Consider the following 22,302-nt stretch of genomic DNA (forward strand, 5'->3'; position numbering starts at 1 on the left):
GCAGAGCAGAGGCGCACCTTACCCGAGGCCTCGCGACCCTCGCGCGTCCGTCACCGTTCGCCCTTGGTCACGAGGCAGTCTGGAGAGCAGCAACCATGGCGTTCGTCCACCTGCACAATCACTCCGACTTCTCCATCCTCGACGGCGCCACCCGCATACCAGACATGGTGAAGCGCGCCGTCGACTTCGGGATGCCCGCCGTCGCCCTCACGGACCACGGCTACCTCTTCGGGATCCCCAACCTCGACCTCGAGTGCCGCAAGTACAACGACGGCGCCCTGGGCATGAGGCAGTGGAAGCACGACATCGAGTGCTTCCAGAAGGGTTGGGAGCTCGAGGAGCCCGAGGCGGACGAGCTCGGTGCCGCCGCCTGCGACCTGCCCCATGCGCAGTGGGAGTCCGACTGCAGGGTCTGGGAGGAGTCGGGCCATGACATCGCGGCGGTGAGGGCGAACCGCCCCGAGCTGAAGGTCAAGCCGATCTTCGGCTGCGAGGCGTACTTCATCACGGACGACTGCATCGAGCGCGGCACCAAGCAGCGTCGTTACCACCTCATACTCCTGGCCAAGAACGAGACCGGCTACGTCAACCTCATCCGCTGCATGTCGAAGGCCGCGGGGCACGAGATGATGTACTACAAGCCGCGCACCACCCTGGCCATGCTGAGGGAGTTCCACGAGGGCCTCATCTGCCAGAGCGCCTGCGTCCAGGGGATCATCCAGCAGTGCGTGCTGGACGGCGACTTCGACGGCGCGCGCGAGTGGGCGCGCACCTTCAAGGACATCTTCGGCGACGACTTCTACATGGAGATCCAGGACCACGGCCTGAGCTTCCGCAACGGCTGGGACGACCGCAGGCTCGACGAGTACCTGGTGAAGATGGCGCGCGAGCTGGACGTCAAGGTCATCGCCACCAACGACTTCCACTACCTCTCTCGCGAGGACGCCCCCACCCAGGACATCCTCTCGTGCATCGGCAAGGCCACCACGCTCGACGACGTCGGCCGCATGCGCATGGACGGCACGGAGTTCTACATGAAGAGCGAGGAGGAGATGCGCGAGCTCTTCTCATGGATCCCCGAGGCCTGCGACAACACCCTCGAGGTCGCCGCCAAGTGCGACTTCGAGATCGACTGGGCCAACATGTACCTGCCCCAGTACCCCGGACTTCGCGAGGGCGAGACGGCCGAGGCGCGCTTCAGGGAGGAGTGCGAGCGCGGCCTCGCTAAGCGCTACGGCGACGACTGGGAGAACGTGGTCATCGGCGGCATCAACGTGCGTGAGCGCTTCGAGTACGAGTACAAGATCATCTGCGACAAGGGCTTCGCCAACTACTTCCTCATCGTCCAGGACTACGTGCAGTGGGCCAAGGACAACGGCATCGGCGTGGGCCCGGGCCGCGGCTCCGCCGCCGGGGCCATCGTCGCCTACGCCATGAACATCACCTCCTTCGACCCGCTCGAGAACGGCCTCATGTTCGAGCGCTTCCTCTCTCCCCAGCGCTCCGAGATGCCCGACATCGACATGGACTTCGACGACGAGCACCTCCAGGACGTCCTCGCCCACGTGCGCGAGGTGTACGGCGAGGACCGCGTCTGCAAGGTCATCACCTACTCCACGATCAAGGCGAAGCAGGCCATCAACGACGCGGCGCGTGTGCTGGGGTTTCCCGTCTACGTGGGCCAGCGCCTCTCCAAGATGCTCTCCAACGACCCAAAGCTGTCGCTGCCCTGCGCCCTCCACAAGACCGAGAAGCATCCCGACCAGTACTCGCCGGACTTCGAGGAGGCCTACCAGAAGGACGCGGACGCCCACCGCATCATCGACGCAGCCCTCTCAATCGAGGGCATGACCCGCGGCGAGGGCGTGCACGCCTGCGCGACGCTCATCGCGCCGACTCCCGTCACCGACCACGTGCCCACGAAGCTCGACACCAAGGGCAACGTCACCATCACGCAGTACGAGGGACACTCGGTCGCGGACATGGGCCTCCTCAAGATGGACTTCCTCGGCCTGAGGACCCTCACCGTCATCAACAAGGCCCTGGCCAACATCAGGCGCAGCCATCCCGGCCTCGCCAGCGAGGAGGACATCCCCGACGCCGTCCGCGCCTGCCTGAGGGACGGGGCGACCCACGTGGACATCGACGTGGACAAGATCGACTTCTCCGACCCCAAGATCTACGAGCTCCTGGGCTCGGGGCACACGGCCGGGGTCTTCCAGGTCGAGTCCGCGGGCATGACGGCGACGATCAAGAACATGCAGCCCAAGGAGTACAAGCAGATCGTCGCACTCATCGCCCTCTACCGTCCCGGCCCCCTCGGCGCTGGCATGGTCACGAGCTACATCAACCGCATGAACGGCAAGGAGCCCGTCGTCTTCTACGACGACCGTCTCTCCGACATCCTGGACGAGACCTATGGCACCATCGTCTACCAGGAACAGGTCATGCAGATTTCGGTGAAGATGTCCAACTTCTCCGCCGGCGAGTCCGACTCGCGCATCCGCAAGCCCGTGGCGAAGAAGAAGATCAAGCTCCTCACCAGCACCGTGTTCCACTGGGACAACGGCAAAGACGAGACGACCTACGACCACTGGATGAACGGCGCCGTGGAGAATGGCTACGAGAGGGAGACCGCCCAGCGCATCTGGGACGACGTCCTCGAGTTCGCCTCCTACGCCTTCAACAAGTCGCACTCGGCGGGCTATGCCATCCTGGTCATGCAGACCGCCTGGCTCAAGGCGTACTTCCCCCGCGAGTACATGGCGTCGGTCCTCACCAGCTACATGGGCAAGACGGAGAAGATCGTCCACTACGTCAGCTCCTGCAGGCACGAGGGCATCCAGGTCCTGCCGCCCGACATCAACGAGTCGGGCAAGGACTTCACGGCGACGCCCGAGGGCATCCGCTTCGGGTTCGCGGGCATCCGCGGCGTGGGCGAGGGCGTGGGCGACGCGATCATGGCCGAGCGCAGCCAGGGGGGACCCTTCAAGAGCCTCCACGACTTCGTGGACCGCGTCGACTCGAGCCAGGCCAACCGTCGCGTGGTCGAGGCGCTCATAAAGAGCGGCGCCTTCGACTCGACCGGCTATCCCCGCAAGCAGATGATGAGCTTCGTGGACAAGAACGACCCCAGCAACATCATCGACGCCGCCGCCAAGCGCCAGAAGGACCGCGCCTGCGGACAGAGCTCCCTCTTCGACATGTTCGCCGACGTCGAGGGCTCGGGCTTCGAGGACGAGGTGCCCCCCGCGAACGGTGACGAGTGGGACCGCCACACCAAGCTCGCCCAGGAGCACGAGGTGCTGGGCATCTACGTCTCGGACCACCCGCTCAGGCCCTTCGAGTACGCGCTCTCGAAGGCGCGCGACTACACCATCGCCGAGATAGAGGAGTCGGAGGAGGTGGTCGACCCCTTCACGGGCGGCAGCTCCACCCGCTTCCGAGTCCCCGAGGGCAAGCCCATCCGGCTCGCGGGGATGGTGCCCACGGGCGGCGTAGCCAAGAAGGTCACCAAGAACGGCGACCAGATGGCCATCGTCACGCTCGAGGACATGGAGGGCGAGATATCCCTCGTCGTCTTCCCCAAGACCTACAAGGAGTGCGCCGCGGCGCTGGAGGGGGACGTGGACCCCGAGACCGGCGAGCGTATGGGCGACGTCTTCATCAAGGTCACGGGCAAGCTCGAGCGTGGGGACCGCGGCAACCAGATCATCGCGAGCTCCATCGTGTCGATGGAGCTCAGCGAGAAGACCAACCGGCCCAAGGTGATCGAGGTCAGCATGAGCTCGCGGATGCTCTCGATGGCGCGCATGGAGCAGCTCCAGGCCATCCTCGCCCGCTATTCCGGGATGGATAGGGTGGAGCTCCTGGTCGAGGCGGTGGGAGGTGACCTGATGCGCATGGAGCTTCCCGCCCGCGTCGACGCGCGCAACATGGTGCTCATGGCCGAGGTCGAGGACCTGGTGGGCTCGGGCGGGGGAGTGCGCGTCGCCTAGGGGGTCATGCCAATAATGTTATGAGATTACTGACATTTCTTGCGCATAGCTGCGTGCGCGCGGGGGCATAATGGAAGCGATGCCCGAGGTGGTAGGGGCCACCTGCTCGACGAGCGTGGGCAGAGAAGAGAGGATGAGCCATGCCTGAGGCCAAGTTCTATCGCTGCAACACCTGTGGGAACATCGTCGCCCTCATCAGGAGGGGCGGTGGCACCCTCAGCTGCTGCGGCTCCCCCATGGAGGAGCTCGTCGCCGGCTCCACCGACGCCGCCACCGAGAAGCACGTCCCCCAGGTCAGCGTCGAGGGCGACCAGGTTGTCGTCACCGTCGGCTCCGTCGAGCACCCCATGCTCGAGGAGCACTACATCCAGTTCATCGCGCTGGCCACCGAGGACGGCGTCACCGTCAAGTACCTGAAGCCCGGCATGAAGCCCCAGGCGACCTTCGCGAAGCCCGCCGGCGCCCTCACCGCCTACGAGTACTGCAACCTCCACGGCCTCTGGAAGGCCGAGGCGTAGGCCAGGCTCTGGCAGCTGCAACGTCGGCGCGGCGGCCTCGCATCGGGGTCGCCGCGCCTCCTTTTCGCCGCCCGGCCCCAGGCGGCCGGGAACGTGATCGGAGGTAGGTCGGATGAGGATGGGAATCGCCCAGATGGGAAGCAGGCCGGGCGACCTGCTGGGCACTCCGGGCAGGGTGGCTGCCCTTTCCGAGCGTGCCGCGGCAAGGGGCGTCGACCTCCTGCTCTTCCCCCTGCCCCTGCTCTCGGGTCCGGAGGGCACGACCGCCCCCGCCGACCAGGAGCCCTTCGCCTCAAGCCTTCTGCTGGCGCTCTCCGACCTCTCCCGCGAGGTCGCCTGTCCCTGCGTGGTGCCCGCCGTCATGAGCCTCGGCGACGTCTCCCAGGCCGAGGCCTTCCTCCTCGAGCGGGGCCGCGTGGTGCCGCTCGGGGTGCCCGCCTGGTCGGGCGACGCCTCGCTTGGGGTGCCAGGTGGCGCGTCGGAGGAGGCGTCGACGTCGGCGGCGCCTCCGGCGCTCGAGCTCTCCGGCCTCCGTCTGGGGCTCGCCCTGAGCTACGAGGACCTGGACGACTACGACGACCATGACCGCGACCTGGACGCGGTGGTGTTCCTCTCGCCCTATCCCTTTGCGGCCGACGACCCCAGCTCCCCCCTTGGCGCAAACGTCCTGGGAGGGCGCTTCGCCGCCGACGCCGCCGCCACGGGCGCCTGGGTCGTCGCCGTGGGTGGGCTCGGGGGCTACGGCGAGCAGGTCTACACGGGCGGGAGCTTCGTCATGACCCCCGAGGGCGAGCTCGCCGCCCTCGCCCCCTCCTTCGAGGAGCAGCTCCTCGTGGCGGAGCTGCCCGCGCGGGGGGACGAGGTGGTCCTGCGGAGCCCGGTCGAGCCCGAGCTCTTCGACGAGACCCTCTTCATGTGGCAGGCCCTCTGCCTCGGACTCCGTGACTACGTGCGCAAGCTGGGGCTTCCGGGGGTCGCCCTCGTCCTGGACGGCAGCCTGGGCTCGAGGCTGCTCGCCACCCTCTCGAGCGACGCGCTCGGCCCCCAGAACGTCCACGCCCTCCTGCCCTCCCTTGGGGGAGAGGCGCGCGAGCGCTCGTGCAGGAGGCTCGCCCGTGAGCTCGGGGTCGACCTCGTCGAGCTGCCCGGCATGGCCGGCCGCGGCCGGGAAGGAGCCCTCCCTCGCCTGCTGCCCTTCGCGCAGCTTGCCGCATATGCCCAGGAAGGGGGGCTGTTGCCCGTGGGCTTCCTTGACAAGACGGGCCTCTCGCTGGGCGGGGGCACGTCCCAGCCCGGTGTCCTCCTGCACCCCCTGGGAGACGTCTACCTCTCTGACGTCGTCGCGCTCGCGCGGCTGAGGAACGCCATCAGTCCCGTCTTCGGCGAGCTTGCCCTCACGGAGGGGGAGCTGCCCCGCGTCGAGGGCGTCGAGCCTCCCCGGGGCTCCCGTGCGCGCGAGGACTGGGTGGCGCGCGTCGACGCGGTGCTCTGCGAGCGCATCGAGTGGATGCGGCGCCCCTTCGAGCTGGCCGAGGCGGCGGGGGTGGACGATTCGTTCGCACGCGCCGTCCTCGCCGCATACGAGTCCACCGCCGCGTCACGAGCCGTCCTCGCCCCCTGCCTGGGCGCCAGCACCTGCCCCGTGGAGGACGCCGCGGCCCCGCTTCCGTTTGCCTGGCACGACGCGGCGGGTCCCGTCGAGTCGCCCCTGGAGCTGGCGCAAAGGCTCTTCTCCCCGCGGGACGACCCGAGGGGCGGGCGGACGGCCGCCGCGTCACCACGCGCGGCCGACGGCGAGCCGGCTGGGCCGGCGGCCGAGGGGGACGACGAGGCGCACGCGCAGGAGGCCCCCCGCGCCTTCGACGAGGCGATCTCGTATCTGAGGGACTTTGGCGTGGACGCCGGCTTCGGGATCGTCGACGACGCGACGCCCTTCTCCGGCGGGCGCCAGGGCGGGGGACGTGCCGACGGGAGACGCGAGTGGTCCGGCCCCTTCTCGGACAACTGAGCTCTGGGCCGGGAGGCCGCGCCCGCTCTGCTATCATAGAACGCACGTTCTAGATTGGAGTGCGGATGGTGATAATGGGCATCGACCCCGGGCTCGCGAACACCGGCTGGGGCATCGTCGAGACGCGGGGCCCGGTGTGCCGCGCCCGCGCGTACGGCTGCATAAGCACCCCCGCATCGGAACAGCTCGACCGTCGCCTGGGCAGGATCTATGCGGAGATATCCGACGCCATACAGGCCTACCAGCCGTCCCAGCTCGCCATAGAGAAGATCTTCTTCGGAGAGAACAGCCGCTCCGCCATCGCCACGGCCCACGCACGCGGGGCGGCGATTGTCGCCTGCGCCCGGGCGGGGCTCGAGGTGGGGGAGTACACCCCCATGCAGATCAAGCAGGCCGTGGTGGGCACCGGCTCGGCAGACAAGTACCAGGTCATCTACATGGTCCGCACCCTCCTCGCGCTCGACCACGACCCCAGGCCCGACCACTGCGCGGACGCCCTCGCTGCGGCGGTCTGCCACGCCAACCTGACCCGTACGCGCCACATCGTGCAGGACGGGGCGAGCGTCCAGGTGCTGGAGCAGCTCGAGGCGCAGGCCGAGGCCGACCGCGAGGAGGCGCGCCAGGTCACCGCCGCCGCGACGGCCGCCCACGTGGCGGGCGCTCGGGGTGCGTCGGGGATGGGCCGCTCCCGTCAGAGTAGGAGGAACTCCCAGTGATCTCTCAGCTTACGGGCAGCCTCTTGGAGGCCCTTCCCACGCGCGTCGTGCTGGACGTGGGCGGGGTGGGCTACGAGCTTGGCGTCTCCGCCACGACGGCGGCGTCTCTGCCCGCCGTGGGCGAGGCGGGGGTGACGCTCCTCACGCGCCTCCTGGTGAAGGAGAGCGCCCTCGAGCTCTACGGCTTCGCCACGAGGGAGGAGCGCTCGGTGTTCGACCGCCTCGTCGCCGTGTCCGGCGTCGGCCCCAAGCTCGCGCTGGCGGTCCTCTCCACCTATTCCGCCGCATCGCTCGCCACCATCGTCGCCACCCAGGACGCCACGCGCATGGCGCAGGTGCCCGGCGTGGGCAAGAAGAAGGCACAGCGCCTGCTCATGGAGCTGCAGGACGTATTCGCGAAGGATGCGGAGCTCAGAGGGCTCGTGGGCATGTCCGAAGCGCCTGCCTCCGACGTCCCGCTGCCCCAGACGAGCGAGTCCGTCAGGGACGAGGCCGGCTCTGCCCTGCTGGCCATGGGCTTTACCCCCCAGGAGGCGGAGCTCGCCCTCCAGGGGCTTGGCGAGGCTGGCGTCACCACGATCGAGAAGGCCGTCGCCTACGCCCTCAAGAGGCTGGGGGGTGCTGCCTGATGTGGGAGAACGGGCGAGACGACCTCTTCGACGACGTGGCGGACCTCGAGCGAAGGGCGGGCGGCCCCCGGTCGGTGAGCGGCGAGCTCACCGAGGACGACCTGGACGTCGAGCGCAGCCTGCGCCCCGTGACGCTCGACGAGTACTGCGGCCAGGAGCGCGTGCGCCAGAACCTGCGTGTGCTCATCGCGGCGGCGAAGGACCGTCACGAGACCCTCGACCACGTGCTCTTCTCGGGCCCCCCGGGCCTTGGCAAGACCACGCTCGCAAACGTGGTGGCCCATGAGATGGGCGCCAAGATCAAGACCACTTCCGGTCCCGCTATCGCGCGCACCGGCGACCTCGCCGCCATCCTCACCAACCTCGAGGAGGGCGACGTCCTCTTCGTGGATGAGATCCACCGCCTGAACCACCAGGTCGAGGAGGTCCTCTATCCCGCCATGGAGGACTTCTTCCTTGACATCGTGATCGGGAAGGGCCCCGCAGCCCGTTCCATCCGCCTGGACGTTCCGCACTTCACCCTGGTCGGGGCGACGACGCGCACGGGCCTCCTCACCGGCCCCCTGCGCGACCGCTTTGGCATCAGCTACCGCCTCGACTACTACAGCATCGAGGAGCTTGCGGGCATAGTCGTCCGCTCGGCGCAGATCCTGGGCGTGCGGATAGACGCGCAGGGCGCGGCCGAGATAGCCTCTCGCTCGCGCGGCACCCCACGCCTGGCGAACCGCCTCCTCAAGCGCGTGCGCGACTACGCGCAGGTTAAGGCCGAGGGGAGCATAAGCTGGGACGTCGCCGCCGAGGCGCTCACCTTCTTCGAGATAGACGAGATGGGCCTCGACTGGATGGACATCAAGATCCTCGACGCGCTCACGCGCACGTTCAGGGGTCGCCCCGTGGGCCTGACCACCATCGCATCCGCCGTGGGGGAGGACCCCTCCACCCTCGAGGACGTCTACGAGCCCTACCTGCTCCAACGTGGCCTCATCATTAGGACGCCCCAGGGGAGGCAGGCGACGGAGCTCGCCTTCGAGCACCTCGGCGTCGTCCCGCCCGCAGGTCCCCGCTGACACCTGCGTCCCACCCTCGCGTTCGGTGGGCCGATGCCCGCCACGTCTCGTCTGCAAGTCGGGCTGCCTAGGTAATAGACTGTCCTCTGTTGACCGCAGCCCGACGTTGGGAGACCGACATGCTCCAGCACGACTACCTGCTCGAGATAATCAGCCAGTTCGTCGACGTCGCGACGGCGGCCCTGAGGGGCGCCGTCATGGACGGGGACGTGGAGTCCGCGGGGCAGGCGGAAGACGCCATCGCGGGACTCCTCGACCTCGACCCCGAGGTCGCCCTGCAGCTCTCGCCAGACTCGCTGGTGACCATGATGCTGCTCTCCGGCGTGGCGGACTCGCTCGCCGGCTACGTCGCCTACACCCTGAGGAGGCTCTCGGGAGCCTATGCGGACATGGGCAGGGCCGCGCTCGCCGAGCTGCGCCTCGCCCAGGCGCGCGCCGTCGAGGAGAGCTTTGGCTGCGAGCCCGGCGCCGTCCCCGAGGAGTTCGCGAGCCTCGATGCGGAGCTTTCGTGACCGACTGGGCGATGTGGTCTACTAGCCCATGCCTCCATGGCTTGTTCCTCTCGCCCGCATGCCGTCGCGTCGCCCGGCGCAAGGGAGACGAGCGGCCATAATATGATGGAATAAAACGCTGTGGCCAAACCCTCTCAATCTGCCAGGCGCCTCGCCTTAAGGCAAGGGGAGAGTGACGGAAGGGAACGTCAGTGAGACTGAGATACCGCCAGGTGACCAGGGGCCAGGGGAAGATCTTCCAGAGGCTGACCGTGGAGGGGAAGGGCTCGGCCCTCGGGTCTCTCGAGGTCCGCTCGACCACGAGCGAGGGAAACGTCGTCCCCTCCTCCATCTACAGGCTGGGAGAGGAAGAGTTCGTCATCGTCGTTCCGGTGCTCGACCTGCCCCAATGCGTCGAGCTGTTCTCCGTCTCCGCCGACGGTGGTCGCAGCCTCCTCGATTCGCATAACGTCAGCCCCGGCTGGGCGAAGAACAAGTCGAGGATCAACACCGCCCTCAAGAACGAGGAGGCGGAGTCGATCAGGAACATCGACAGCAAGAATCGGCTGAACAAGTCAGAGATCACCATCGACAGGGTCTGCTTCAACGCCTGGGACAACAACGACATCGTGCACATCAGCGTCGTCAGCCTCGCCCCGCCCCGCCATGACTGGGGGGAGGTCCCGGGGCTCGTCCTGCTCGACTCCAACGGCAGGGAGGTCCAAGATGGCATCGCCGAGCCCATCGTCCTGAGCGACCGCATCGAAGAGAGGGGCTACTACTCGAGGCGTCACGTCACCTACTCCGTACGCATCGCCCGCGACCTATGGTCGTTCGTGGTCTGGGTCAGGCCGCGGGATGGGGAGGACTCCTTCGTCACAATCCAGGACTTCGAGCTCCAGGCCTGGCGTGACAGGTGGCATTTCGACACCCTGAGCGCAGACTTCGACGAGGCATACCCCGAGTGGTTCCGCTCTCACAAGGCATCCCGGAGCCTCCTCGAGATCCAGAGGCGCACGAGGCTGGCCATCCAGCCGCGCTTCTCGATCGTCGTCCCCGTCTTCAACACGCCGATCCCCTTCTTGGACGACATGGTGGGCTCGGTGCTCGGCCAGTCCTATGAGGACTTCGAGCTCCTGCTCGTCAATGCCAGTCCGGACAACCGGGAGCTCGCCGACCGCATAGCCCGCTACGTCAATGCGGACCGGCGCGTCAGGGAGCTGACCCTCGACGAGAATCTGGGAATCACGCTCAACACGAACCAGGGGATCCTCGCTGCCAGCGGGGACTTCGTCTGCTTCCTGGACCATGACGACGTCATCGAGCCGGACCTGCTCTTCTCGTACGCCGAGGCGGTGAACCAGCGCCCGGACACCGACCTGCTGTACTGTGACGAGGACAAGTTGCAGGAGGGGACCCTCGTCAGTCCCTTCTTCAAGCCGGACTGGAACCCCGACCTCCTCTGCTCCTGCAACTACGTCACCCACCTCCTGGCGGTGAGGAAGTCCGTCCTGGACGAGCTCGAGCTGCCGGGCAGGGAGTTCGACGGCGCCCAGGACCACAACATGACCTTCCGCATAAGCGAGCTCGCGCGGCACGTCCACCATGTGCGGAAGGTGCTCTATCACTGGAGGATCCACCCCGGCTCCACCGCCGGTTCCCCCGACGCGAAGAGCTTCACCTCCAATGCCGGCCAGCTGTCCGTCCAAGGGCATCTCGACCGCTGCCACATTCCCGCCAAGGCCGTCATCCGGCCCAAGTTCGACAACATCTTCCAGCTCGACTTCGAGCTCGAGGAGGAGCCGCTGGTCTCGATCGTCATCCCCAGCCGCGACGAGTCCGGAATGCTGGGACGTTGCGTCGACTCCCTCTACCGCTCGTCCTACAAGAACTTCGAGGTCGTCATCGTGGAGAACGGCTCTCGCGAGCCCGAGACGTTTGCTCTGTATGACTCTCTGGCGCGCGAGCACGAGCGCGTCTCCGTGGTCACCTACCCCCTGCAGGGCGACGAGTTCAACTTCTCCAAGCTGGTCAACTTCGGCGCGAGGAGGTCAAAGGGGGACCTCATCCTCCTGCTGAACAACGACACCGAGGTCGTCTCCCCTGGATGGCTGACGCAGATGGTCGGGAGGTGCCTCCGTGACGACGTCGGCGCCGTCGGGGCCAAGCTCCTGTACCCTGACGGCACAATCCAGCATGCCGGGGTCTCGTTCCACCTCACCTTCCCGGACCACCTCGGACAGCTCATGCCGGACATGTCGCCAAACTACTTCAACCTGCTGAACTTCACCCAGGACGTCACCGCGGTGACGGGGGCGTGCCTCCTCACCAGGCGGGAGCTGTTCGACAGGCTGGGCGGCTTCGACGAGACCGACTTCACGGTCGCGTACAACGACGTCGACTACTGCCTGCGGCTCGGGGAGCTTGGCTACCATGTCGTCTATTGTGCGGAGTCCGTCCTGACGCACTACGAGTCGGTCTCCAGGGGGTCGGACCTGGGCGGCGAGAAGGCGGTTCGGCACTGCGCGGAGAGGGCGAACCTCCTCAGGCGGTGGCCGAGCTACTTCGTCGAGGGCGATCCCATGCTGAGTCCCTACATCGCCAAGGACGGAAAGTACCGAAAGCTAAACTTTCTAATATAGTCTCCAAACAACTGGCCAAAGTTTCGAGAGGAGCCGTCATGAAGGGCATCATCCTTGCGGGAGGGAGCGGGACGCGCCTGTACCCGCTCACGACGGTCACGTCCAAGCAACTTTTGCCCGTGTACGACAAGCCCATGATCTACTACCCGCTGTCCACGCTGATGCTTGCGGGAATCAGGGACATCCTCGTCATCTCGACCCCGCGCGACCTGCCGAACTTCAAGAACCTCCTGGGGGACGGCTCCGACTTCGGCATCTCGCTCTCGTATGCGGAGCAGGAGGTGCCCAACGGGCTCGCCCAGGCCTTCGTCATCGGGCGGGAGTTCGTGGACGGGGGTTCCTGCGCCTTGGTCCTGGGAGACAACATCTTCTACGGCAACGGCCTCACCCAGCGCCTCCGCAAGGCGGCCCGCTCGGCGGCCGAGGGGCGCGCCACCGTGTTCGGCTATCGCGTGGACGATCCCGAGCGCTTCGGCGTCGTCGAGTTCGACGAGGGTTACAACGCCGTCTCCATCGAGGAGAAGCCCTCCGAGCCCAAGAGCAACTACGCCGTCACGGGCCTCTACTTCTACGACGAGCGCGTCAGCGACCTGGCCGCCCAGGTGAAGCCATCCGCTCGCGGCGAATACGAGATCACGGACCTCAACCGCATGTACCTCGAGGACGGGTCGCTCGACGTCATCACCCTGGGTCGTGGCTTCGCCTGGCTCGACACCGGAACCATGGGTTCGCTCTTCGAGGCCTCGCAGTTCGTGCGTACGGTCGAGACCGCCCAGGACCTGCCCGTCTCCGTCCCCGAGGAGATCGCCTTCGAGAATGGCTGGGTGAGCCGCGAGCGCCTGCTCGAGTGCGCCGAGCGCTACGGGAAGAGCGACTACGGCCGCCACCTGCGTGACGTGGCGGAGGGAAGGATCGTCCCGGGTGGAGAGTAGGCACCTCGCGCGCGAGGGCGGACACGGAGCCTCCCCCGAAAAGGGGAGGCTCCTCCTTGTCTCGACGCTCCTCAAGCTCGCGTGCTGCGCGTCCCTCTGCCTCCTGGCCCTCGTGGACGGGCACATGGCTCAGGGGCTGGTCGGCATGCTGGAGGTCCTCGTCATATTTGCGCTCACGCTCGCGCTCATGGGACGGGGGCGCCTCCGGATGGTCGCCCAGCTGCTCAACGACGCCATGGTCCTGCTCGTCGTCGTCCAGCTCGCGGTGCTGCACTTCGCTGGCTCGTACGTGACGATGGTCATGCTCGCCAACGTCGACTCGATCGAGGACCTCGCGGGCAACGCGGGGCCATACCTTGCGGCTGCCGCCGCGGCGATCGCCATCTGCCTGCTTCCCGTCGCCCCGCGCGTCCCACACAGGCCCCTGGGACTCTCCCTCCTCGCCCTCCTGCTCGCAGAGGCCGCTGCCGTCACGGCCATGGGGCCAGGTGGCTCGCCGCTGCTCGGCTGCGCGAGCCTCGTCTCGCAGGCAAGGGAGAGGGCGGCGTACGCCGAGCGCCTCTCGAGGATGTCCGACACCTCGTCAAGGTACTTTCGCCCCGGGCTGGACAGCCATGTGAGCAGGGAAGACGACCTCCCCAAGAGGCCCAACGTCATCCTCATCTTCACTGAGGGTCTCTCTCAGGAGGTCATCGACGACGAGCGTGACGTGATGTCCAACGTCCGGAGCTTCCAGGGCCAGTCCGTCTCGTTCGAGAACTACTACAACCACAGCTTCGCGACCTATCGCGGCCTCTCCGGCCAGCTCTTCTCGGGATACCAGTACGACAACTACGACGCGAACGCGCTGGTGTCGCTTCCTCAGGCGCTCTCGGGCCTGGGCTACGTCACGCGCTTCATCAACACGGAGCCCAATAACGAGCAGTTCACTGACTACCTCGGCACTCTGGGCTTCGACGAGGTGGTCGGCGAGCCTGGGACGTATTCGGGCATGGCGGCAAGCATGTCGGACGGCGAGGCGTACGAGCGCCTCTTTGACCTTGCCGAGGAGCTCGAGGGCGGGGACGAGCCCTTCTTCGCGGCCATATACACCTTTGGCACCCATGCGTCCCTCGACTCGGTCGACAGGCGCTTCGGCGACGGCGGCGACGCCGTGCTCAACAAGTTCCATGACGCGGACCACCACTTCGGGCGCTTCATGGAGCGCTTCCTCGCCAGCGGGATGGCAGACGACACGATCGTGGTGTTCACCGCAGACCACGCATCGTTCGCCGAGCGGGGGTTCGTCACCGCCTTCCCCGAGTCGTCGTACCGGGCGGAGGCCATCTCTGACATCCCCTTCTTCATCTATCACAAGGGGGTGGCGAGGAGGGCCATAGACGCCGGCGGCAGGAACTCGCTCGACTTCGCGCCCACGTTGATGGACTACCTTGGGCTTTCCGCTCCCAACTTCTTCCTCGGGACGAGCCTGTTCGAGCGGGATGGGAACCTCTACGACACGACCTTCTATGACGTGGACGCCACCCTGAGCACGAGGGGAGGGGTCGTCTCGGAGCTGGACGAGGATCGAGCGAAGCAGTTCGAAGAGGGGCTCTCGGGCTACCTCGCCGCGAAGCTGCCGAAGGATGGGCCGGGGACCGACGTCTGATGACTGTATGGGCGGGGCCGTGCGCGTGGCAGGGACGTGACGAGAGGGGCTAAAGTAGGTGCACGATGCCTTGTTGCGCTATGAGACCCACCATCCGAGGAGCCGCCCATGGCTGAAGTGGCCAACGTGAAGCTAGCGAACGTACTCCTGGACGAGAGCGTCCAGTTCCTGCAGGAGCCCACCCTCCTCCACCGTTCCACCGCGCTCGTGCGGCGTGCGGAGGGGGAGGGCCCCGAGGCATGGGCCCTGGAGGGCCCGGGGACCCATGACTTCACGACGTTCTTCAACGCCCTCTCGGTCTCCAAGTGGCGCAGCTACACGGTCGCCAAGGAGTTCTTCCTCCACCTCGAGGCCAAGGGGGCGGCCTTCAGGCTGCTCCAGTCCCGCGCCGACGTCTTCAGCTGGGACGTCGAGCTGGTGGGGGGGAGCGAGCTCGACGTCCCCGCGTCGGACGAGTGGCACAGCGTCGAGCTCCGGATGGAGAACTCTGACGAGGACGTGATCGAGTCGTTCGTCATCGTGCAGGAGGGCGAAGGGCCGGTCTTCATTCGCAACGCCCACTACTTCGCCAGCGTTCCCGCTGACGGCCTGCACGACGTGGAGCTCGCGCTGTGCACGACGACCTTCCGCAAGGAGGAGTACGTCGAGCGCAACGTCGAGCTTGCCAAGACGCGCATACTGGCCTCGGACGAGCCTATCGCCACGCACTTCACCATGCACATCGTCGACAACGGCCGCAGCCTCGACGCCGAGCGCCTTCAGGCGGAGCGCGTGCGCGTCCATCCCAACGACAACGTGGGCGGGTCGGGCGGCTACGCGCGCGGCATGATCGAGGCGCTCGGCCAGAGGCCCAAGGCGACGCACGTCATCCTCATGGACGACGACGTACTCATCTCTCCCGAGAGCATCCTGAGGACCTACAACCTCCTGCGCATCGTGAGCGACGACCACGCCCAGGACTTCGTCTCCGGCGCGATGATGGACCTCTTCGAGCCGGACGTGCGCTGGGAGGACACCGGCTTCGTCACCTTCTCGGGCGACTGCGTCCCCCTCAAGCCCGCCCTGCGCATGGGGCAGCTCCACTCCGTCGTGGCCAACGAGGCCATGGGCGCCCACCCGGAGCTCTCGGGCAGCGAGGACCAGTCCCAGCAGTACGGGGGGTGGTGGTACTGCGTCATCCCCGTCACCGCCATCGAGCGCCATGGCCTGCCGCTTCCCCTCTTCGTCCGCTACGACGACATCGAGTACGCGCTGCGCTGCCGCGCCCGCTTCATGACCATGAACGGCATCTGCCTCTGGCATCCCTCCTTCGTGAGGCGCTACAGCGCGGCCGTCGAGCGCTACCAGGTGACGCGCAACTCCCTCGTCGCCCAGTACGCCACCGGGGTCGCCCCCCAGTCCGACTTCCTGCGCAAGGCCTACCACCTGGTGCAGCTGGAGCTCAAGAAGTTCAACTACACCAACGCCGAGCTCGTCCTCGACGCCCTCGAGGACTTCCTCAAGGGGCCCGCCTTCCTCGAGGAGCGCGGGCGAACCGAGAGGGCCTTCATGGAGGCGAACCGCCGGGCGGAGAGGCTCCTGCCCTTCCCGGAGCTGAGGCGCCAGGCCGAGGAGGAGGGCATAGACCTCTCCCTTATCGCACAGGTGGACGCCCAGAAGGACAGCGACGTGGTGGAGAGGCGCAGCCTCCGTCAGCGCCTGGAGGACTTCGCCACCTTCAACGGCCAGCGCCTCGACCTCGGCTACGTCCAGAGGGGGAGCTCCGCCATCATCGACGTGGCGGGATGGCTGTACCCCGCAGACCAGATAAGGCGCAAGGACACCATCGTCGCGGTGGACCTCGAGAACCAGCGTGGGGTGATCCGCCACATGGACCGCCAGCGCTTCAGGGCCGTCTGGGAGCGCTACAAGCGCGACGCCAAGGAGATCGAGCGCAACGGCGACCGCCTGCGCGAGGAGTACGCGGAGGCGAGCAGGCGCTTCGTGACGCAGGGGTTCTGGAGGGGCTACCTTGGGATCGACTAGCTCCGGAAGGGGGAGGGGCGCCACCTACCTCCTCCTGCACCTCCTCCTCGTCCTCTACTCCCTGTGCAGCATCTTCGGCAAGCTCGCCGCCGGACAGGAGTTCATGAGCCTGGGGTTTGTCCTCTACTACGGCGGGATGATCCTCGTGCTGGGACTCTACGCCCTGGGGTGGCAGCAGGTCATCAAGCGCCTGCCGCTCACCACCGCCTATGCCAACCGGGCCGTCACGGTCGTCTGGGGCATCGTCTGGGGCGTCCTCCTCTTCGGCGAGCGGCTGAGCCCGCAGAAGGTCGTCGGCGCCCTCGTCGTCCTCGTCGGCGTGGCTCTCTTCGCGACCTCGCCTGACGGCGAGGGGGAGCAAGGGGGCGAGGCCTCGTGAGCGGCTCGGTCATGGCATACGCCGGGCTCAGCCTCCTCGGGGTGTTCGTGAGCTCCGTCTCGCAGGTCCTTCTCAAGAAGAGCGCCCTGAGGGGGCACGAGAGCGCGCTGCGCGAGTACCTCAACCCGCTCGTCGTGGTCGCGTACGCCCTCTTCGTGGGCGCGACGCTGCTCTCGGTGCTCGCGTATCGGGGCATCCCGCTCTCCATGGGCTCTATCCTGGACGCCACCGGCTACGTGTACGTCACCCTCTTCGGGGTCACCATCTTCCACGAGCGCATCACGCCCAAGAAGGGGCTGGCGCTCGCCCTGATCGTCCTGGGCATCGTCATCTACTCCCTGGGCCTCTCGTAGACCGGAGGTCCGCTTGGGTCTAGACTGTGACGGCCCCCAACCCACCTGAGCCCCCTGGGCAGTTTGGAGCGTCATGCTGGTCTCCATAGTCATACCCTGCTATCGCTCGAGCCAGAGCATCCGTGCCGTCGTGGGGCTCTGCTCCGAGGTGTTCGAGGGGCTCGCGGGCTACGACTGCGAGTTCGTGCTGGTGGACGACTGCTCCCCCGACGACACCTTCTCGGTCATCTCGCAGCTCGCGCGCGAGAGGGACGACGTCCTCGCGCTCACCCTCATGCGCAACTTCGGCCAGCACAACGCCCTCATGTGCGGGATGAACTACGCCCATGGCGACCTCGTCATGGGCATGGACGACGACCTGCAGACCCATCCCTCGCAGATTCCCGTCATCCTCAAAAAGATGGAGGAAGGCTACGACATCGTCTACGGCGTGTACCGGGAGTCCGCGAACGGGCCGCTCAAGAACCTCAGCAGCTGGCTCAACAAGACGTCGGCGCAGGTCCTGCTCTCTCGTCCCAAGGGGCTGGAGACGAGCAACTTCTGGCTCATCAGCCGCGCGGTGTGCGACCAGGTCATCAAGTACAAGAACTACAACCCCTACGTCGAGGCGCTCTTCGGCCGCATGACCAACCGCATCGGCAACGTGACGATCGAGCACCACGAGCGCGAGCATGGCGCGTCAAACTACACGCTCGGGAAGCTCGTGAGGCTCTGGCTCTCGTACTTCAACTACACGGTGCTGCCCCTGCGGGTCATGTCCACGCTTGGCGCCGCCACCGCTCTGGCGGGCTTCCTGTTTGGCATCGTCTCGCTCGTGCACAGGCTCCTCGACCCCGGGGTGCCCATGGGCTGGACGTCGCTCATCTGCGTCATGCTGTTCTTCTTCGGCATGGTGCTCCTCGCCCTGGGCATCATTGGCGAGTACCTGGGGGACATCGTCCTGTCGCTCAACAGCTCCCCGCAGTTCATCGTCCGCGAGGCGGTCTCGTCCTCGCGTGAGGCGGCCTCCCCCTCGCGTGAGGGCCGGCAGGGTCGCTAGGACCGCTCGCCCTGGCGGCCCTGTCCCTCGCCTGCATCCCCGTTCATGAGGGCGATCTCCTGCGAGAGGCGCTCGACCTTGTCGGTGAGCCTCGAGACGTCAGAGGCGAGGCCGAAGAGCTTGAGCAGCATGAGGGCGATGATCGTCACGAAGACGAAGTTGCTGGGAGAGAGGAACCCCAGCCAGCCCGAGACGAGGATGGCCACGCCTGGGAACAGGGCGAGGAGCACCAGGACGAGCATCGAGACCACCCAGTAGACGGCGTCCGCGACGCGGATCTTCCTCTTGCTGATGCGACGCAGGACGAGGGCCAGGGCGAGGAGCGTCCCGACGACGAGGCTGATGCGAAGGGTGAGCGGCATGTCTCTCCTCACCTGAACCATTGGAATAGAAGAAGCGACAGGCAGGTGCGCGCCATGTACGAGAGCGAGCTGGAGAGCCTGAGGTAGCTCGTGCCGCCCTGCCTGTCCCGCATCACGGTGGGGACCTCCACCACCTTCGCACCCCTGCGGATGAGGTAGGCGATGGTGTCGGGCTCCGGCGAGAGGTCGAAGCTGCGCGAGAAGTGCTCGATCATCGACCTTGAGTAGAGCCTCATGCCCGAGGTCGGGTCCCCGATGACCTGGCCGGTCGTGAGCCGTATGAGCAGGGTGATGAGCTTCGCGCCAAACCCGCGCAGGCCCACGGCGCTGCCCCCCGCCACGACGCGCGAGGCGATCACGATGTCAGCGTCGCGCTCGGCCATCGCCTGGACCATGGAGGGTATGTAGCTGGGCACGTGCTGCCCGTCGGAGTCGAACTGGACGGCCGCGTCGTAGCCGTGCTCGAGCGCGTAGTGCATGCCCGCCCCGAAGGCGGCGGAGAGGCCACAGTTGACGGGCAGGTCGATGTGGTTCAGGCGCAGCTCGTCGCAGATCTTGGGCGTGTCGTCGCTCGAGCCGTCGTTGACCACCAGGTAGTCGATGTCAGGGCAGGTCGAGACGAGCTCCCCTATGGTCCGCGCCAGGCATTCCTGCTCGTTGTAGGCGGGGACGATCGCTATGACCCGGGGCGTCCCGCCCCGTCCCGTGGCGCCCACGCTAGCGGACGATCCCGTTGCGGGCCGCCCTGTCGGCCTCGCCCAGGACGTCGATGGCGGCTATCTTGGACGAGAAGTACTCGCTCAGGCGGGCGTCCTCCATGATGGGGGTGAAGAGCTGGAGGTACTTCACGCCGGAGTGGGAGTTTATCTCCATGATGCGCGGCCCCTTGTCCGTCACGCAGGCGTCGAAGCCCAGGTACTCGCAGGCGCGCACCTTGAGGGATATGCGACGCATCATCTCGAGCATCTGGGGCCAGCAGTCGATCTGCCCCTCGGCGAGGGTGCCGCTCGTCGGGTGCTTGGGGGAGTCGACCACCTTGGCGGCGTACACCACCTTGCCCCCTCCGTAGCGCCCGCACGAGAGGTCCACGCCCACGTTGTATGAGCAGATGTCCGCCGTCGTGGGGGCCTGGTAGTTCGCGGAGCTCCCGGTCTCGTCCACGCCCACGGCGAAGCGGAGGTAGGAGGCGGCGGGCACGGGGTCGATGCCCGTGGGGTTGAGCACGAGGACGCGCATGGTGTGGATGAGCGGGTCGATGGCCGCCAGCTGGGCATTGGGATGGATGAACTCGGTGAACACGTAGTTGGGGTTCTCGGCGACGAAGCGCCCCACGCCCTCCGCCCCCACGGGCCTGCCGTTGAGGAGGTAGCTCCCGTCCTCGAACGCGAGCTTGAAGAAGCCGTTGGCCTCGCTGCCGTTGCAGGGCTTGCAGGCCAGCTCCCCCTCCCGTCGTAGGCAGGCGAGGAAGCCCTCCATTCCCGCTCCGTCGCCCTCTCCCAGGGGCAGCAGGTGCCCGCGGGAGCTGTAGTAGTGGTAGCGCGGCAGGTACTGCGCGAGCTCGGAGTCGCTGAGCAGCGCGTTGAGGGTGAGCTTGTCGTTGATCCAGATGCGCTGCCAGTCGTTGAGCGGCCAGAGCCTCCAATAGTCGTAGTCAGAGAGGTAGCTTCCGAGGTTGGCGTCGCTCAGCCCGTAGGCGTAGGCGGACTCGGCGCAGAAGCCGTGCGCGTGCGCCCACTCGAGGTAGTCGGCGTCGAAGAGCCCGCTGGCGCGCTCGGTCTCGAGGATGCCGAGGTAGCTCGCGGCCATCCTCTTCGTGAAACCGTCCGCGAGGAGGTCCTCGAGCTTGGGTAGCGCACTCTTCATTCTGTCTCTCATCTGTCAACTTCTCCGGCGTTTGGGCGTATGAACCTTAGATACTATACAATGAGATGACCACTAACGAGTGCGACGCGCGTCCCCAGGCTGCCTCGGGACGCGCGTCTCGGTTTGGGAAGAGGACCACTTGCCCGCTAAGGACCTGAAGTCCACAACGCTCAGCTCGCTCTTCTGGAAGCTCTTCGAGCAGGGTGGCACCGCCGTGGTCACCCTTGTGGTCCAGGTCGTCATGGCCCGGCTGCTCTCCCCGGCGGAGTTCGGCGTCCTGGCGATCATGCTCGTCTTCGTCAACGTGGGCAACGTCATAGTCCAGAGCGGCCTCAACACCGCCATCATCCAGGTTCCCGACGCCAGCGAGGCCGACTTCGACACCGTCTTCTGGATGAGCCTCGCCATCTCGGTCGTGCTCTACGTGGCGGTCTTCTGCCTCGCCCCGGCCGTGTCCTCCTTCTACGGCATGCCGCAGGCCGTGACCCCGCTGCGCGTGCTCGTCCTGGTGCTCGTGGTCAACGCCTACAACTCGATCCAGGAGGCGATCGTCGCCCGTCGCCTCGAGTTCCAGAAGACCTTCCGTGCGACGGTCACGGCAGGGGTCGTCTCGGGCAGCGCCGGCGTCGTCGCCGCCCTCCTGGGCGGCGGCATCTGGGCTCTCGTCGTGCAGCAGCTGCTGCAGCAGGCCTGCAAGTGCCTGGTGCTCGCCCTCCAGATCCCCTGGAAGCCGAGGCTGCGCTTCGAGCGCGACCGTGCCCTGCTCCTGTTCCGCTTCGGTTGGAAGCTCCTCGCCTCGGGGATTCTCGAGCAGGGCTACCAGAGCCTCTCCGACCTCCTCATCGGCAAGGTCTTCTCCAGCTCCGAGCTCGGCTACGTCTCGCAGGGAAAGAAGTACCCCTTCGCCCTGGGCGCGATGCTCGACGGCGCCATCCAGCCCGTCATGCTCTCGGCCGTGGCCCACGTGCAGGACGATGCCGCGCGGGTCAAGCGTCTCGCCCGCAGGGCCCTCAAGACCTCCACCTACCTCATCGTCCCCGCCATGACGCTCTTCGCCGTCGCCGCGACGCCGGTCGTGCGCATCGTGCTGGGCGAGGCGTGGCTCCCCAGCGTCCCCTTCGTCCAGCTCTACTGCGTCGTGTACGCCATGCTCCCCATCCACACCACCAACCTGCAGGTGCTCAACGGCATGGGGAGGAGCGACCTCTTCCTCAGGCTCGAGGTCGTCAAGAAGGTGGTGGGCATCGCGGTCCTCTCCTTCACCACCTTCGTGCTCAGGGACCTCCACGCCATCGTGAGCGGGTACATCGTGGTCGCCCTCCTCTGCACCTTCATCAACGCCTCGCCCAACAAGCGGGTCATCGGCTATGCCTACCTCGAACAGGTGCGCGACATCTGCCCCGCCTTCCTGCTCGCCCTCGCGGCCGCGCTCGTCGCCTGGCCCGTCTCTCTCCTGGGCCTCGGCGACCTGCCCACGATCCTCCTCCAGGGCGTGGCCATGCTCGTCGCGTACGTCGGCTTCTCCGCCCTCTTCCGCGTGGAGGAGTTTTTCTATCTCCTTGACACGCTGCGAGAGCTTAGGATGGGAAGGGCCGGCTGATGGGCGCGGCCATGCCAGCGCCCGGGTTCGTC

At 66.9% G+C, this 22,302-nt stretch carries 18 protein-coding genes; 15 read left to right on the plus strand and 3 right to left on the minus strand.

The features are described from left to right. Positions 1-95 precede the first annotated feature (95 nt). The 14 genes from dnaE (at position 96) to HMPREF1008_RS06205 (ending at position 18,445) form a co-directional block, all read left to right on the plus strand. Positions 96-3,998: a DNA polymerase III subunit alpha gene (dnaE, locus tag HMPREF1008_RS06140; RefSeq protein ID WP_009278989.1), complete on the plus strand. Its 3,903-nt coding sequence runs from the start codon at positions 96-98 to the stop codon at positions 3,996-3,998. A gap of 140 nt (positions 3,999-4,138) precedes the next feature. After that, positions 4,139-4,516, plus strand: coding sequence for a desulfoferrodoxin family protein (locus HMPREF1008_RS06145; RefSeq protein ID WP_009278990.1), 378 nt, complete (start codon positions 4,139-4,141; stop codon positions 4,514-4,516). Positions 4,517-4,628: 112 nt separating this feature from the next. Continuing rightward, the gene (locus HMPREF1008_RS06150) at positions 4,629-6,524 is read left to right on the plus strand and encodes a hypothetical protein (protein ID WP_009278991.1); all 1,896 of its coding nucleotides are present in this window, start codon (positions 4,629-4,631) and stop codon (positions 6,522-6,524) included. Positions 6,525-6,589: 65 nt separating this feature from the next. Then, a complete protein-coding gene (gene ruvC / locus HMPREF1008_RS06155; protein ID WP_009278992.1) occupies positions 6,590-7,240 on the plus strand; it encodes a crossover junction endodeoxyribonuclease RuvC in 651 nt (216 codons plus the stop codon). After that, positions 7,237-7,869: a Holliday junction branch migration protein RuvA gene (gene ruvA / locus HMPREF1008_RS06160; RefSeq protein ID WP_009278993.1), complete on the plus strand. Its 633-nt coding sequence runs from the start codon at positions 7,237-7,239 to the stop codon at positions 7,867-7,869. The genes ruvC and ruvA overlap by 4 nt, the downstream gene beginning before the upstream one ends. Next, complete coding sequence (ruvB, locus tag HMPREF1008_RS06165; RefSeq protein ID WP_009278994.1) at positions 7,869-8,936, plus strand: Holliday junction branch migration DNA helicase RuvB; 1,068 nt, start codon at positions 7,869-7,871, stop codon at positions 8,934-8,936. Before ruvA ends, ruvB begins: the two co-directional genes overlap by 1 nt. 119 nt (positions 8,937-9,055) lie before the next feature. Continuing rightward, complete coding sequence (locus HMPREF1008_RS06170; protein ID WP_009278995.1) at positions 9,056-9,448, plus strand: hypothetical protein; 393 nt, start codon at positions 9,056-9,058, stop codon at positions 9,446-9,448. A 191-nt stretch (positions 9,449-9,639) separates the two neighbouring features. After that, positions 9,640-12,069: a glycosyltransferase gene (locus HMPREF1008_RS06175; protein ID WP_009278996.1), complete on the plus strand. Its 2,430-nt coding sequence runs from the start codon at positions 9,640-9,642 to the stop codon at positions 12,067-12,069. 38 nt (positions 12,070-12,107) lie between these two features. Further along, positions 12,108-13,001, plus strand: a complete 894-nt coding sequence (gene rfbA / locus HMPREF1008_RS06180) for a glucose-1-phosphate thymidylyltransferase RfbA (protein ID WP_009278997.1) — start codon at positions 12,108-12,110, stop codon at positions 12,999-13,001. Beyond that, positions 12,991-14,649 carry an LTA synthase family protein gene (locus tag HMPREF1008_RS06185; RefSeq protein WP_009278998.1) on the plus strand — a complete coding sequence of 553 codons (1,659 nt, stop codon included), beginning with the start codon at positions 12,991-12,993 and terminating at the stop codon, positions 14,647-14,649. The genes rfbA and HMPREF1008_RS06185 overlap by 11 nt, the downstream gene beginning before the upstream one ends. Before the next feature lie 108 nt (positions 14,650-14,757). Further along, positions 14,758-16,674, plus strand: coding sequence for a glycosyltransferase (locus HMPREF1008_RS06190; protein WP_009278999.1), 1,917 nt, complete (start codon positions 14,758-14,760; stop codon positions 16,672-16,674). Next, positions 16,661-17,053, plus strand: coding sequence for an EamA family transporter (locus HMPREF1008_RS06195; RefSeq protein WP_009279000.1), 393 nt, complete (start codon positions 16,661-16,663; stop codon positions 17,051-17,053). The genes HMPREF1008_RS06190 and HMPREF1008_RS06195 overlap by 14 nt, the downstream gene beginning before the upstream one ends. Then, the gene (locus tag HMPREF1008_RS06200) at positions 17,050-17,406 is read left to right on the plus strand and encodes a multidrug ABC transporter (protein WP_197414967.1); all 357 of its coding nucleotides are present in this window, start codon (positions 17,050-17,052) and stop codon (positions 17,404-17,406) included. The genes HMPREF1008_RS06195 and HMPREF1008_RS06200 overlap by 4 nt, the downstream gene beginning before the upstream one ends. A gap of 73 nt (positions 17,407-17,479) precedes the next feature. Further along, the gene (locus tag HMPREF1008_RS06205) at positions 17,480-18,445 is read left to right on the plus strand and encodes a glycosyltransferase family 2 protein (RefSeq protein WP_009279002.1); all 966 of its coding nucleotides are present in this window, start codon (positions 17,480-17,482) and stop codon (positions 18,443-18,445) included. On the opposite strand, the gene HMPREF1008_RS06210 is transcribed toward HMPREF1008_RS06205, so the two are convergent. Genes HMPREF1008_RS06210 through HMPREF1008_RS06220 form a run of 3 tightly spaced genes read right to left on the minus strand, consistent with a single transcriptional unit; the run spans position 18,442 to position 20,670 of the window. Continuing rightward, positions 18,442-18,807, minus strand: a complete 366-nt coding sequence (locus HMPREF1008_RS06210) for a DUF2304 domain-containing protein (RefSeq protein ID WP_009279003.1) — start codon at positions 18,805-18,807, stop codon at positions 18,442-18,444. The genes HMPREF1008_RS06205 and HMPREF1008_RS06210 overlap by 4 nt on opposite strands. 8 nt (positions 18,808-18,815) lie before the next feature. Beyond that, positions 18,816-19,523, minus strand: coding sequence for a glycosyltransferase family 2 protein (locus HMPREF1008_RS06215; RefSeq protein WP_009279004.1), 708 nt, complete (start codon positions 19,521-19,523; stop codon positions 18,816-18,818). 1 nt (position 19,524) lies between these two features. Continuing rightward, positions 19,525-20,670 carry a sugar-transfer associated ATP-grasp domain-containing protein gene (locus HMPREF1008_RS06220; RefSeq protein ID WP_040656758.1) on the minus strand — a complete coding sequence of 382 codons (1,146 nt, stop codon included), beginning with the start codon at positions 20,668-20,670 and terminating at the stop codon, positions 19,525-19,527. A gap of 139 nt (positions 20,671-20,809) precedes the next feature. Between HMPREF1008_RS06220 and HMPREF1008_RS06225 the strand changes: the two genes are divergently transcribed. Then, positions 20,810-22,270: a lipopolysaccharide biosynthesis protein gene (locus HMPREF1008_RS06225; RefSeq protein WP_009279006.1), complete on the plus strand. Its 1,461-nt coding sequence runs from the start codon at positions 20,810-20,812 to the stop codon at positions 22,268-22,270. Positions 22,271-22,302: the final 32 nt, after the last annotated feature.

Origin of the sequence: Olsenella sp. oral taxon 809 str. F0356, assembly GCF_000233535.1 — a bacterium.
Lineage (GTDB): Bacteria > Actinomycetota > Coriobacteriia > Coriobacteriales > Atopobiaceae > Olsenella_I > Olsenella_I phocaeensis.